The sequence below is a fragment of the Myxococcus eversor genome (assembly GCF_010894455.1).
GTDB lineage: Bacteria > Myxococcota > Myxococcia > Myxococcales > Myxococcaceae > Myxococcus > Myxococcus eversor.
Genome location: NZ_JAAIXY010000017.1, coordinates 187,400 through 200,490 on the forward strand (window position 1 = coordinate 187,400; position 13,091 = coordinate 200,490).

13 protein-coding genes and 2 tRNA genes are annotated in these 13,091 nt (G+C 68.8%); 9 read left to right on the forward strand and 6 right to left on the reverse strand.

The window, feature by feature from the left end; genetic code table 11:
- Positions 1-18 precede the first annotated feature (18 nt).
- The 5 genes from G4D83_RS30735 to gltX form a co-directional block, all read right to left on the reverse strand.
- Positions 19-699, reverse strand: coding sequence for a DUF2625 family protein (locus G4D83_RS30735; protein WP_163868420.1), 681 nt, complete (start codon positions 697-699; stop codon positions 19-21).
- A 60-nt stretch (positions 700-759) separates the two neighbouring features.
- Positions 760-831 (reverse strand) — tRNA-Glu (locus tag G4D83_RS30740).
- Between the two features lie 113 nt (positions 832-944).
- Positions 945-1,015 (reverse strand) — tRNA-Gln (locus tag G4D83_RS30745).
- A gap of 76 nt (positions 1,016-1,091) precedes the next feature.
- Complete coding sequence (locus tag G4D83_RS30750) at positions 1,092-1,499, reverse strand: hypothetical protein (protein ID WP_163868421.1); 408 nt, start codon at positions 1,497-1,499, stop codon at positions 1,092-1,094.
- 56 nt (positions 1,500-1,555) lie between these two features.
- Positions 1,556-2,995 carry a glutamate--tRNA ligase gene (gltX, locus tag G4D83_RS30755; protein WP_163868422.1) on the reverse strand — a complete coding sequence of 480 codons (1,440 nt, stop codon included), beginning with the start codon at positions 2,993-2,995 and terminating at the stop codon, positions 1,556-1,558.
- Between the two features lie 87 nt (positions 2,996-3,082).
- Between gltX and G4D83_RS30760 the strand changes: the two genes are divergently transcribed.
- Genes G4D83_RS30760 through G4D83_RS30775 form a run of 4 tightly spaced genes read left to right on the forward strand, consistent with a single transcriptional unit; the run spans position 3,083 to position 6,207 of the window.
- Positions 3,083-3,646 carry a hypothetical protein gene (locus G4D83_RS30760; RefSeq protein ID WP_163868423.1) on the forward strand — a complete coding sequence of 188 codons (564 nt, stop codon included), beginning with the start codon at positions 3,083-3,085 and terminating at the stop codon, positions 3,644-3,646.
- Positions 3,643-4,524: a myxosortase-dependent metalloprotease, MXAN_2677/MXAN_2678 family gene (locus G4D83_RS30765; protein WP_163868424.1), complete on the forward strand. Its 882-nt coding sequence runs from the start codon at positions 3,643-3,645 to the stop codon at positions 4,522-4,524. The genes G4D83_RS30760 and G4D83_RS30765 overlap by 4 nt, the downstream gene beginning before the upstream one ends.
- Complete coding sequence (locus G4D83_RS30770) at positions 4,521-5,477, forward strand: myxosortase-dependent metalloprotease, MXAN_2677/MXAN_2678 family (RefSeq protein ID WP_163868425.1); 957 nt, start codon at positions 4,521-4,523, stop codon at positions 5,475-5,477. Before G4D83_RS30765 ends, G4D83_RS30770 begins: the two co-directional genes overlap by 4 nt.
- A 10-nt stretch (positions 5,478-5,487) precedes the next feature.
- Complete coding sequence (locus G4D83_RS30775; RefSeq protein WP_163868504.1) at positions 5,488-6,207, forward strand: HAD-IB family hydrolase; 720 nt, start codon at positions 5,488-5,490, stop codon at positions 6,205-6,207.
- Positions 6,208-6,246: 39 nt separating this feature from the next.
- On the opposite strand, the gene G4D83_RS30780 is transcribed toward G4D83_RS30775, so the two are convergent.
- Entirely contained in the window at positions 6,247-8,301 is a 2,055-nt protein-coding gene (locus G4D83_RS30780; protein WP_163868426.1) for a TonB family protein, read from the reverse strand.
- Between the two features lie 247 nt (positions 8,302-8,548).
- On the opposite strand from G4D83_RS30780, the gene G4D83_RS30785 reads away from it, so the two are divergent.
- From G4D83_RS30785 to G4D83_RS30805, 5 genes are read left to right on the forward strand one after another with little or no spacing between them, the layout of a single operon-like run.
- The gene (locus G4D83_RS30785; RefSeq protein ID WP_163868427.1) at positions 8,549-9,118 is read left to right on the forward strand and encodes a chemotaxis protein CheW; all 570 of its coding nucleotides are present in this window, start codon (positions 8,549-8,551) and stop codon (positions 9,116-9,118) included.
- Entirely contained in the window at positions 9,115-10,476 is a 1,362-nt protein-coding gene (locus tag G4D83_RS30790; RefSeq protein WP_163868428.1) for a CheR family methyltransferase, read from the forward strand. Before G4D83_RS30785 ends, G4D83_RS30790 begins: the two co-directional genes overlap by 4 nt.
- A 31-nt stretch (positions 10,477-10,507) precedes the next feature.
- Positions 10,508-12,109 (forward strand): methyl-accepting chemotaxis protein, encoded by a 1,602-nt coding sequence (locus tag G4D83_RS30795; RefSeq protein ID WP_176433600.1) that lies wholly within the window; start codon positions 10,508-10,510, stop codon positions 12,107-12,109.
- Positions 12,106-12,516, forward strand: a complete 411-nt coding sequence (locus G4D83_RS30800; protein WP_163868430.1) for a response regulator — start codon at positions 12,106-12,108, stop codon at positions 12,514-12,516. The genes G4D83_RS30795 and G4D83_RS30800 overlap by 4 nt, the downstream gene beginning before the upstream one ends.
- A 7-nt stretch (positions 12,517-12,523) precedes the next feature.
- Positions 12,524-13,087 (forward strand): chemotaxis protein CheW, encoded by a 564-nt coding sequence (locus G4D83_RS30805; protein WP_163868431.1) that lies wholly within the window; start codon positions 12,524-12,526, stop codon positions 13,085-13,087.
- The last annotated feature ends 4 nt before the right edge of the window (positions 13,088-13,091 follow it).

Sequence of the window (13,091 nt, forward strand, 5' to 3'; positions counted from 1 at the left end):
AGGGGACCGAGTCCTGCTTCAGGGCTCGGTGCCGTCGAGCTGACGCGCGAACTCAAGCTGGATGTTCAAGAGCTCCGTCATGGGAACCGGGCGCTTGGACACGCGGGCGAGGTCCTTGCCCTCCGCTGTCCAGAGCGGTGGGTGCATGGAGAATCCTTCATCCGGAGAGAGTCGTGAGACGTCCTCGCTCCATCCGGCCCCACGGGAGTCGCCGTAGAATCCGGAGAGGTCTCCTCCAAGAAAGAACGCCAGCAGGTCCGAGTAGCCACGGCCCAGGTCTTCCCACTTGAGCGAGTCGGGTGCGAAGTAGAACGCTCCGCCACGTCCCTCACCGAGCGCCCCGCCGTCGAGCGCGAAGAAGCCGCCGAGAACGTCGTGCGCCACGAGCAGCATCCCCTGCGTCGAAGCCACAGCCTGATGCGGGCCCAGGGCATTCCAGGACGACAGGCTGCCGCGCATGCGCGCACCCCCGCTGCCCAGGATTCGGAGCCAGCCCCGGTCGACGAGCAGGCCTCCTGTTTCATGGGCCACCGCACCCAAGGGTGAGCGGGTCGTCACTTGAAGCTGGTGGAGGACCTGTCCCGCGGAGACTTCGTCCCGAGGAAGGACTTCGACGGGGTTGCTCGCGGAGGCGAGCCACTCCTGCACCAACGGCCAGGCGGGCGAGGTGGTGTCGAGCAACTCCTTCAGCGTCCGCATGCCGCCACCGTGCTCCGGAAAAACAAAACGCCGCCTTCTTTTCAGAAGGCGGCGTCGGAGTGACCCTGCCGGGATTCGAACCCGAGTTTGAGCCGTGAGAGGGCTCCGTCCTAACCGCTAGACGACAGGGCCGACATTTCGCTGCAACCACCGTGTTTCTGCTGCTGCTTCCTACATTCTCGTCTGGCTCGCGTCAACCATCTGATTTCGAGCGTTCCGAGGTGCTGCGACTGCGGTGCTGCGAGCTGGGGAACTAGGATTCGAACCTAGATAAGCAGAGTCAGAGTCTGCTGTCCTGCCGTTAGACGATTCCCCAATCACTGCGGCTGCCTCTACTACCAACACCGCCCAACGACTGCAACAACTTCGGTGGGCGGCTGCTGCTGCGACTTCTACTTCTTCTTCCCCGGTTTCGTCTCCGGCTTTTTCGCCGGTTTGACCGCCTGCTGCGTGGGGACGATGTAGATGCGAACTTCCTCGTTCGCCTCGTAAATATTCAGCCCCGCGAAGTTCTTCCCCGAGGGGTTGGTGATGTGGACCGCTTTCACGCCCGGCTGGTTGACGATCTGCCGTCGTGGATAGTTGCTCGTCGAGTAGACCGAGCGGTAGTAGTCCAGCGTCGCCTCGAAGTCCTTCGGCACCTTGTAACGGTTCTCCCCCACCTTCTGGGAACCGTCCGGCAACTGCGCGCCGCTGACCACCTCGGCACCTGCCCCCACCGCCCAGAGCGCACACAGCGCCGCACCGAGCGGGCGCGCCTTATAGAAATGCCGTTTCATGGTGTCAAGCGCACGCATCATGGGTCGTGAAGATAGGTGCCGAAGCGGCGGACGTCCACCGCTTCGTCGGGCTGACGTCACCCGCCTCGCGCGAGCGCGGCGTCGATGCGACGCAGGGCCTCGTCCCGCCCCGCGAGCAGCAGCGTCTCGCCGATGCCGGGGCTCGTGGTGTTGCCGGTGATGGCGACCCGCACCGGCTGCGCCACCTTGCCCATGCCCACGCTCGAGGCCTCGCTGACGGACTTCACCACCCCGTCCAGCGCCTCCACCGTCCACTCGGGCAGCGCGGCGGCCGCGTCGCGCACCTTGCGCAGCAACACGAGCGAGTCACCGACGAGGTGCTTGCCCGCCGCCTTCTCGTCGAGCGTGACGCCCGAGCCGAAGTAGAGCGCCGCCGTCGTCGCCATCTCCTCCAGCGTGCGAGCGCGCTCCTTGAGCGCATGCACCAGCGGCACCAGCCGGGAGTCCCCCTTCGCCTGGAAGCCCTTGGCCTCCAGGAAGGGCACCAGCCGCTCGGCGACGGTGGCCTCCGGCAAGAGCTTCATCCACTGCTGGTTGAGCCACAGCAGCTTCTCCGGATTCCACACGCCGGACGTGGTGCCGACGTTGGAGAAGTCGAACCACTCCTCCATCTGCTCGCGGGTGATGACCTCGTCGTTGCCGTGGCTCCAGCCCAGGCGGATGACGAAGTTGCTCAGCGCCTCCGGCATGATGCCGGTGCGCTTGTGCAGCATCACGTCCGCCTCCGGGTGCTTGCGCTTGGAGAGCTTCTCGCGGTCCGGCCCCAGGATGAGCGGCAGGTGCGCGAAGTCGGGCGGCTGCCACCCCAGCGCCTGGTAGAGCATCAGCTGCGGGAAGGTGGAGTTGACGTGCTCCTGCCCGCGCGCCACCAGGGTGATCTCCATCAGGTGGTCATCGATGACGCAGCCGAAGTTGTAGAGGGGGATGCCGTCCGCGCGCAGCATGACCCAGTCGTCCAGGTCCGAGTACGGCTTGGTGATGACCCCCAGCGCCTTGTCGTCGAACGACACGGTGCCGTCGGTGGAGGGCATCTTGAAGCGGATGACCGCCTCCTCCTCGCGACGACCCGCGGGCGGGCCCTTCAACTCCCGGCACGTGCCCGGGTACTTGTAGAAGGCGCCGGACTTCTCCGCCGACTCGCGCTGGGCCTCCAGGTCCTGCTTCGTGCAATAGCAGCGGTAGGCCTTGCCCTCGGAGAGCAGCCGCTGCGAGTGCTCGCGATAGGTGTCCAGGCGCTGGGTCTGGAAGTAGGGCGCGTGCGGGCCCTCCTTGCCGGGGCCCTCGGTCCAGTCGATGCCCAGCCACACCAACCCGTCGAGGATGGCTTGCACCGACTCGGCGGTGGAACGCACGCGGTCGGTGTCCTCCATGCGAACAATGAACGTGCCGCCGAACCTCCGCGCCTGGAGGTAGTTCATCAGCGCCGTACGGGCACCGCCAATGTGGAGGTAGCCGGTGGGCGAGGGAGCGAAGCGGACGCGTGGGGCAGTGGGCATACGGGCGCGCGGATTAGCAGGGCGGGGGTAGGGGGTCAACGCGGATGGGCACGCTGAGGTATGGTGCGCGCCGAGGAGAGAAATCGTATGTCGATTCGTCAGCTATTTCGCATGGGGATGGTGACGGTGGCCCTGCTGGGCGCCTTGCCCGCGGCCGCCACCACGCAGCTCCGGGTGGACCTGTCGCAGCTCTCCCGGGACTCGGACACCGTCATTCACGGCGTCGTGCGTCGCGTGGAGAGCCGGTGGAGCGGTGATGGCCGGCGCATCGTCACCGACGTCGAAGTCGAGGTGAAGGAGCCGCTCAAGGGACAACCGGGCAACACGGTGCTCGTGACGCAGCCGGGTGGCCAGGTGGGCGATATCGGACAGGTGGTGCACGGGCTCGCGTCGTTCAAGACGGGCGAGGAGGTCGTCATCTTCCTGCGCAAGCGCGGCACCCAGGCCTTCCGTCTCTCCGGCGAGGCCCAGGGCAAGTACCAGGTCCAGCGCGACGCGGCGGGCAAGCCCGCCATGGCCGTGCCCGAGCCCTCCGAGGCGCTGCTGCTGGACCCCGTCACGCGCCAGCCGACCACCGTGGTGGAGAAGCCGAGGACCCTCGCGGAGCTCAAGGCGGCCATCCGCGCCGCGCTCACGGAGCCGACACCGTGACGCCCGCGGCGACCCTGCTCGCGGTCCTCGCGCTGGGACAGTTCGACCCGTATGTCCGCAGCCGCGTGACGCCGGGCGATGACGCCACCCAGTGCCTGTACTGGACGGTGCCGAGCATCACCTGGAACCAGAGCACGCTCGGCAATCCGGACACGCAGGGCGACACGGAGTTCGACGCCGTCCGCGTCTCCTTCCAGAACTGGGAGGACATCTTCGCCGCCTGCGGCAACCTCAACCTCCAAGAGGGTCCCCGCATCGCCGAGCGGAACGTGGGCTACCTGCGCGACGGGGAAAACCACAACGTGGTGCTCTTCCGCACGAAGGTCTGCAGCGCGGTGGTGGCGGCCACGGACGCGTGCTGGGACGCCGAGACGTGCGCCAATCAATACGACTGCTGGGATGACGACCAGAGCACCCTCGCCATCACCCTGACGACGTATGACAAGCGCTCGGGCATCATCTACGACTCGGATATCTCCTTCAACGCGAGCCAGTACGCCTTCACCACGTCGAACGGGCCCACGTGCTTCCCGCCCGTGACGACGAACTGCGTCTCCACCGACGTACAGAACACCGCCACGCACGAGATTGGCCACTTCGTCGGGCTGGACCACACGCGCGCCGCGGGCTCCACCATGAACCCGAGCGCCCAGACCGGTGAGGTGTCCAAGCGCATCATCGACTCCGGCTCGCGCGACTTCGTGTGCTCCGTCTACGCCAAGGGCGCTCCCAGCCAGGCGTGCCTGCATCCGGTGGTGAACGAAGAGCTGGGACCGAAGGGCGGGGGCTGCTCCGCGACGGGCGCTTCGTCGCTCGGTCCCGCGCTGATGGCCTGGGTGCTGTGGCGGCGGCGTCGCGCGCGGGAGGCCCGCTCATGAAGGCGCGGTGGATGCTCGGCCTCGCGCTCCTCGTCTCCTCGCCTGTCCTGGCGCAGGAGTTCTCGTACCGTCGCACCGTCGTGCCGGGCAGGCCCCTGTGTCTGCTGTGGCCGGTGCGCGAGTACGTCTATCACCTGGACGCGGCCGGCAGCGCGCGCACGCCGGGCGACACGGAGGTCGCCGCGATTGAAGCGTCGTTCGAGTCCTGGCGCCAGGTGTCGAAGACGTGCAGCGACTACGTCTTCACGCGGGGCGAGGACTGGCGCCTCCCGGTGGTCGTGGGCTTCGACCAGGAGAACCGCTACGCCAACTACAACATCGTCACGTTCCGCGAGACGTCATGTAACGACATCGTCGCGGCGGACGACCCGTGCTGGGACGCGGAGACGTGCGGCAACCAGTACACCTGCTGGGAGCACGGCGACGGCACCATCGGCCTCACCACCTCCACGTTCAGCTTCACCGACGGCCGGGTGCTGGACTCGGACATCGAGCTGAACGCGTCCCAGCCCGGAGGCAGCGTGGGCTTCCTCTTCACCACGGTGGACTCGCCGCCCTGCTCCGGGACTCCCGCCACGAACTGCGTGGCCATAGACCTGCAGAACACCATGACGCATGAGATTGGCCACGTCGTGGGGTTGGACCATGTGCCCATCTCGGGTGCCACCATGGAGCCCACCGCGCCGGCGGGTGAGACGCGCAAGCGCATCATCGACCCAGGCTCCGCCGCTGGCTTCTGCTCCATCTACCCCAAGAACCTTCCGCCCAATCAGTGCCTGATGCGCGCGGAGGCGGGCATCGTGCTCCTGGCGGACGGGCGGGGAACCGGCTGCACCGTGGCTCCTGGCGCCGGTGTCACGGGGGCCTGGCTCGCCGTGCTGGCCCTGCTGCGAGGGAGAAAGCGGACGGGCGGACGTCGGGATGGCACTGCGTCCCACCGTGAGCGGACTTAGAACGAAGAACGTGGCTGTCGCCTTCTTCGACCTCGACAAGACGTTGATCGCCGCCAACTCCGGCTCGCTGTGGGTCCGCCGCGAGCTGGAGCTGGGGCATATCAACCGGTGGCAGGCCCTGCGCGCGAGCCTGTGGATTGCCCGCTACCACCTGGGCTTCGTGTCCATGCAGGACGCGCTGGAGCGCGCCGTCGCGCTGCTCGCGGGCTCCCGGGCAAGCCCCATCCAGCAACGCACCGCGGACTTCTACGAGCAGACGGTGCGCTCGCTCTATCGGCCGGGCGCGCTCTTCGCCGTGGAGGAGCACCGCCGCGCCGGTGACAGGCTGGCGCTCCTGACGTCGTCGTCGGGCTACCTGTCGGACTGGGTGGCGCGCGAGCTGAGCCTGGATGCCGTGTTGTGCAACCGCTTCGAGGTGGACGCCGAAGGACTGCACACGGGCCGCCCGCTGGGGCCCATCTGCTTCGGCGAGGGCAAGCTCACGTACGCCCAGGGCTACGCGCGCGAGGTGGGCGTGCCCTTGTCGGCGTGCGCCTTCTACACGGACTCGTACTCGGACCTGTCGGTGATGGAGGCGGTGGGGCGGCCGGTGGCCGTGCATCCCGACCATCGGCTCAAGCGCGAGGCGCGCAAGCGAGGCTGGCCGGTGGTGAGCTGGGGTGTTCCATCCGGAGGGGGCGTGCTGTCCGTGCCGCCCGCGCCTCCGGTGGTGCCTTCCACCGGGCCCTGAGCGAAAGACGCCCACGGGCCCGGCGGAAGAGGTGTGACGTCAGCGGCGCGGCGCGACCAGCCGCATGCTGAAGGTGTAGTCCACGTTCACCGGATGGCCCTGGTACATGATGGGCTTGTAGGTGCGCGACTGGAGCGAATCCAGCACCGGCTTCTCCATGTACGTGACGGACTTGATGACGCGGCACTTCTCCACGCGGCCCTTGGTGGTGATGGTGCAGCGGACAATCATCACGCCCTCGGCCTTCGCCGCCATCGCCTCGCGCGTGTAGACGAGGTCCTTGCTCTGGTCGATCATCTCCGGGCGAGACATGTCCTCGTTGTAGGGCAGCACGTCGCCGCGCGCGGACGCGAGCGCCGCGGTGGGGAGCACCGGCACCGCCAGCCCACCGGACACGCCCTTGGCCTGCGTCGCCGCCGCCGCGCCCACCGCGCCCGCCGTCGGCGGAACCACCGGCTCCGCGGCAATCGCCTGCGTGGGCGAGAGCATCACCGGCGCGGACATTCCGCCCGGCGTCGCCACGGGCTCGGCCACCTCGACCTCGTCCGTGGAAGAGGCAGCGGACGCCACCTCGATGCCACCACCGCCGCGCGAGCCACCCCGGCGCTTCTGGAGCTTCTGCGACAGCACCACCTCGCCGGAGCCGCCCGTGACGACGGTCTCCATCTGGTAGCCCTCCATCGCGAAGGTCAGCTCCACGGTGATGGAGCCGTCCTGGCCCGACGGCAGCTCCAGGGTGAAGGGCGTCGTGCCGCGCTCCTTGCCCCGATAGAAGACGCGCGCGCCGCTGGGCTGGCTCATCAGCTTGAAGCGGACCTTCTGCGCGCCGGCGGGGATGACCGCCTCCTGCGCGGGCGCCGTGGGCGGAGCCTGCACCGGAGCCTGCGCCACCGCTTCCGGCTTCGTCTCCGGAGCCTTCGCGGGGTCCTTGTTGCTCATGAAGAAGATGGTGCCCACGGCGACGAGTCCCGCCACCGCGAGTCCGCCCAGTCCGCCGATGGCCAGCGTGCGCTGACGGGCGCGCTGGACGGCGACAGGCACTTCCACGCTGATGTCCACCGCGAGCGTGTCACCGGAGTCCGTGCCCGAGCTGCCGGCGCTGGAGAACAGCGGGGACGGGTAGGGGCCCGTCGTCGTCGCGCCACCCGGGCGCTTGAAGATGCCGCTGTTGCCGCCCGCGGACATGCTCGCCTCGCGCAGGCCCTCCAGCAGCTCGTCCATCGTCTGGAATCGCCGCGCCGGGTCCTTCTCCAGACAGCGGCGCACCACCGCCTCGATTTCCGGCGGCACCGCGATGTCCGGGCGGAGCTGCTGGAAGGTGGGCGGCGCTTCCTTGTAATGGGCGAAGATGAGCTCGATGTGGTCCCGCGCGATGAACGGCGGGCGCCCCATCAGCATCTGGAAGAGGACGATGCCCAGCGAGTACACGTCGCTGCGCGCGTCCGTCGCGTTGCGCGCCTGCTCCGGCGCCATGTACTGCGGCGAGCCGAGGAATGTTCCGTTCTGGGTGATCTCCGGGGAGATCTGCCCCTCTTGCGGCGCGGCCACCGACTTCACGAGCCCGAAGTCCAGGACCTTCACCAGGTCCTGGTCCTGCTCGTTGAGCAACATGATGTTCGCGGGCTTGAGGTCCCGGTGGATGATGCCCAGGCTGTGCGCCTCGCGCAGCGAGCGGCAGATCTGCTGCGTGATTGCGATGGCGCGGGACCACGACAGCGGCCCCACCTGCCCGAGCACCTGGGCCAGCGTGCGGCCGTCCAGGTACTCCATGGCGATGTAGAAGATGCCATCGTCCGTCTGCCCGTAGTCGATGACGGTGACGGTGTTGGGATGGCGCAGCTTCGAGGTGAGGGAGGCCTCGCGCAGGAAGCGCTTCTGGAAGCCGGGGTCCCGGGTGCTGGAGTAGCTGGGGTTGAGGACCTTGAGCGCGACGACTCGCTCCAGGGGGGCCTGCACCGCTCGGTAGACCTTGCCCATGCCGCCAACACCCAGGGGGTCCAGGATGCTGAAGCGACCGTTCAGGGTGCGGCCGATGAGCGGATCCGCGCCCGTCGCGGCAGGCGTCTCGGGGTTCGGCGAGTCGCCCTTGATCATTCGTACCCCCTGACTACAAGCAACATGGATTCTCCAGGAGTGTGCCGGGTACGCATCAAACCATATCTCCAGTTCCGGACGCACTCCCGGCCTGGATGATCCATGACTCACCAGGGTGGCTGACAGCACACACCGGGGTCGTCGGATGCGGGACGGTCCATTTCACCCCGCATTGACGCTCCTTCACTGCCCGGATTAGCGTGAGTCCACCCGCGCGCCAGGGCAGAAGCGGGCGGGGCCGCCCCCCATGGCAGACACCCCCTCCAACTCCCCCGTCGTGGAAGCCCAGCTTCGTCGAACCTCCGTACAGGAGCGTCTTGGCGCGCTGGAGGTCGAGCAGGCGCGGCTGCGCCAGGAACTGGTCTCCCTGTCGGGAGAGCTGCGACTGCCGGGCCTCTATCTCACCCTGGACGCCGCGGGCACCAGCGCGCTGCTGGTGGCGGACGCCGTCCAGGAGGTGGTGCGGCTGGTGGAGCTGGAGCCACTGCCCGGAGCCCCGCCGCATGTCGCGGGGACCTTCATCTACAGAGGGAGTCCCGCCGTCGCCGTGGACCTGGCCGCGCTCCTGGGCGTCACGCGCGAGCCGGCGCTGGATGCGCACCTGGTCATCTGCAAGGGCGCTCGGCCGGTGGCCGTGCTGGTGGACAGGGTGAGAGACCTCGTCGAGGCGCCGGTGCTGGTGGAAGGCACTCCGGACGGCGACGTGGCCTTGCCGTGGGATGGCACGGGACTGATGGCGGGCCTGTGCCGGACGCCCGAGGGGATTCGCCCGCTGCTGCGCATCTCCGCGGTGCTGGTGGGGTCGGAGGAGACGTGAGCGACGCCGTCCTCGATGACGCGACGCTCGTGAAGGTCGAGGAGGTCCTCCGGGCCGCCTGCGGCCTGACGCTCGCGCACAGCCTGCGACGCTCGCTGGAGACTGCGCTGGCGCGCTCCGCCGAGACGCGGAACCTGTCGCCCGCCGCGTTCCTGAACGCGCTGCTGCGGCGGGACGCGCAGGCGGTGGAGACCTTCATCGAGCACGCCGTCATCGGCGAGACGTACTTCTTCCGCCACCCCGAGCACCTGCGCTCGCTCGCCAGGCTGGCGCCGCCTCAGGCCGGGCCCTTCTTCCAGGTGTGGAGCGCGGGCTGCGCCAGCGGCGAGGAGCCCTACAGCATCGCCATGGCCCTGCTCGCCGCGGGCGTGCCGGAGGGCCACTTCCGAGTGCTCGCCACGGACGTGTCGGGCCGGGCGCTGGAGCGCGCGCGGGACGGAATCTACGGCCCCTGGTCCCTGCGGCACATCGAGCCGGAGCTGGAGAAGCGCTTCCTGGAGCCTCGAGGCGAGCAGTTGTCGGTGGTGGCCCAGGTGCGGCGCATGGTGGAGTTCCGCCGCCACAACCTGGCCATGGAGCCGCCCCCCGTGAGCGCGCCGAGCGCCATCTTCTGCCGCAACGTCCTCATCTACTTTCCGCCGGACCTGGTGCGGCAGGTGCTGGAGAGCTTCGTCTCCGTGCTCGCGCCGGGCGGCCTGCTCTTCGTCTCGCCCGCGGAGGTGCCGCTCACCAACGGGCTGGGCCTGGAGGCGGTGGACGCGGAGGGAAGCGTGGCCCTGCGGGTTCCACCTCCGGGGTGGACTCGCCCCGCGCCGCCGACTCCGCGCGCCGTTCGCGACGCGGCCACGGCGCTGCGTGCCGCGGCCAGGGCGCTTCCTCCCCGACCGCCTCCCGCGCCGGAGCCTCCTCCGAAGCCCGTCGTCGCGGAGCGGACGGTGACGCCTCCGGTTCCCACCCTCAAGGACCCGATGGCGCGGGCGGTGGACGCGGCGAGGGCCGGGCAGTTCGAGGAGGCGGAGGCGCTGGCGCGCGAGGCCGCGAAGGCGCTGGTGCCGGAGGCGTATCTGCTGCTGGCGATGGTGGCGGAGGAGCGCGGCGAGTTGAACGGAGCGGTGGAGGCGGTGCGCAAGGCGCTGTACCTGGAGCCGCGACTGGCGCTGGGGCACGCGACGCTGGTGGCGCTCTATGGGCGCATGGACCGGCCCGAGGATGCGGAGCGCGCACGGCAGAATGCGCTGCGCGCGCTCGACGGGCTGGACGACGAGCAGCCGTTGCGCGGAGTAGAGACGATGACCGCCGGAGGCCTGAGGCAGGCCCTGGCTCCAAGAACGCAGGCCGGATGGCAGGGTGCGCGCTGATGACGCGGAATCCTCACCGGTGGGAGGCAAAGTGGACGTCAAAGAGACGAAGCTGACACTGCCGGCACGACTCGCGGTGGGACGCCTCAGTCTGCGATTCAAGATTGTCGCCGTCACGGGTGTGACGGGCGTGCTCGTGGCGGGCATCCTCATCCTCGCCTTCTGGGTGCAGATGAGCGGCGCGCAACGGGAGGACCTGTCGCGGCGCTCGCGCTCGGTCAGCTCGGAGCTGTCCCGGACGCTGGCGCCCATGTTGGTGGCCAACCAGGACGCCAGCCGCATCCAGTCCACCGCGCACGGCGTGCTGAGGCACGTGCCGGACGTGGCCTATGTGCTGGTGCGCGACGCGAAGGGCGAGCTGCTGGCGGAGGTCGCCGCGGAGCGCTTCGCGGGTGCGGACCAGCCATCCGCCGACGGCGAGGACGCGGTGGAGCGCCGGCTGGTCATCAACGACGAGTCGGTGCTGGAGTCCACGGTGCCGGTGCTGTCGCCGGGGGCCGCCAATCGCCGCGTGGGCACCGTTCAGGTGGCGCTCCATGAGGAGGCGCTCACCAACGCTCTCAAGGGCACCACCCGCTTCACCGTGGTGCTCGGCATCTTCATCCTGGCCGCGTGCCTGTTGGCGTCCTGGTTCATGTCGGGGCTGCTCGTCGTCCCGCTGGAGCGGCTGGCGCGCGCGGCGTCGGGCATCGCGGGCGGCAACCTGCGTCAGCAGTTCGACACCGTGGCCTCGGATGAGATTGGCGAGGTGTCCCGCAGCTTCGCCGCCATGTCCGAGGGCCTGGCGCACCTCCTGGAGGACCTGCGCGGCGCGGCGGCGGAGATGGAGAAGGAAGCGGTGGGCGTGTTGACCACGTCCTCGCAGCAGTCCGCCATGGCGCACCAGCAGGCGTCCGCCATCAGCGAGACGAGCACCACCGTGGCGGAGATTGCACAGACCTCCAAGCAGGCGACCGCCTACGCGGACGCGGTCATCTCCCAGACGCAGAAGTCGGAGACGCTCAGCTCCGAGGGCCAGAAGGTCGTCTCGGAGAGCGTGGCCGGCATGGAGAAGCTGGGTGAGCAGGTGAAGGCGATTGCATTGTCCATCACCGACCTGAGCGAGCGCACCCTCCAGATTGGCGACATCATCAGCACGGTGAAGGACGTGGCCGAGCAGTCGAATCTACTGGCGCTCAATGCCTCCATCGAAGCGGCCAAGGCGGGGGAGCACGGGCGCGGCTTCGCGGTGGTGGCCACGGAGATGCGCACCCTGGCCGAGCAGTCGCGGCTGGCGGCGGAGCAGGTGCGTGGCCTGCTCAACGAAGTGCAGAAGGGAACGCGGGCGGCGGTCAGCGCGACGGAGGAAGGCAGCCGGCGCGCGCAGGCGGCGATGGAGCTGGCGCGCGGCGCGGGCTCGGCCATCCTCGGACTGTCCGAAGTCATTCGCGAGTCCTCCGGCGCGGCCCGGCAGATCGCCGGCAACACCCGGCAGCAGACGATTGGCGTGGAGCAAATCGCCGCGGCGATGGGCGAGCTGACGTCGGCCATGGGAGACTCCGTCGTAGGGACGCGACGCATCGAACAGGTGGCTGGAAACCTGACCAATCTCTCGAAGCGCTTCTCGGACCTGGTGGGTAGGTACCAGCTATGAACGCAAACGTGGCGACGACACGACAGGCCTTGAAGGTCCTCATCGTCGAGGACACGAAGACCATCACCAACTTGCTCCAGGTCTACCTGATGGGATGGGGATTGGAGTTCATCGACGCGCCCAATGGCGTGGAGGGTTTGAGCAAGGCGCGGGAGCTCAAGCCAGACCTCATCATCTCCGACGTGCAGATGCCGCTGATGGACGGGTTCGCCCTGTGCGCGGCGGTGCGCGCGGACAGCAACCTGCACAACATCCCCTTCATGATGCTCACCTCCCTGAAGGACGACGCGAGTCGCCAGAAGGGCAAGTTGGTGGGCGCCAACGCCTTCCTCAACAAGCCGGTGTCGGTGGATGACCTGCGCTCGAAGGTGAGCGACATGTTGAAGCTGCCCGCGAAGACCCGGTGATGCCCGAATGCCGAGTGACGAGGTCAAGGTGAACAACGACTCCCTGGGCTCCAAGCCCCAGCTCGACGTTTCCCATGCGCCCGGGGTGAGCGCGGAGAAGCGCCGCGAGGTGCTCGGCGCGCGCGCTCGCGCCCTGGCCGAGTCTCGTCACGAGGAGCACCACGAAGTGTTGTCGGTGCTCGCCTTCCAGGTGGGAGGCGAGCGCTACGCGGTGCGCATCGAGCACGTGGACCATGTGCTGGAAGCGCGCGGCATCTCCTCTCTGCCCGGCGCGCCGCCGCATGTGCTGGGCGCGCTGGCCAGCCGCTCCCGGGTGATTCCGGTGTTGGACCTCCGGCAGTTGCTGGGGCTGGAGGGCGGCGGGATGTCGGACCTTGGAAAAATCGTGGTGGTGGAGGTGGGGGAGGAGAGCTTCGGCCTGGCGGCGGAGACGGTGGAGGGACGCAAGGAGTTGCCGAAGTCGGAGCTGTCACAGCCCCCACCGGGACCCTTCCTGTACCTGACTCCGGACCGGCTGACGGTGCTGGAGCTGGAGCAGCTCGGAGGCCCGGCCGGCCAGGCGCGGGAATAGAGGC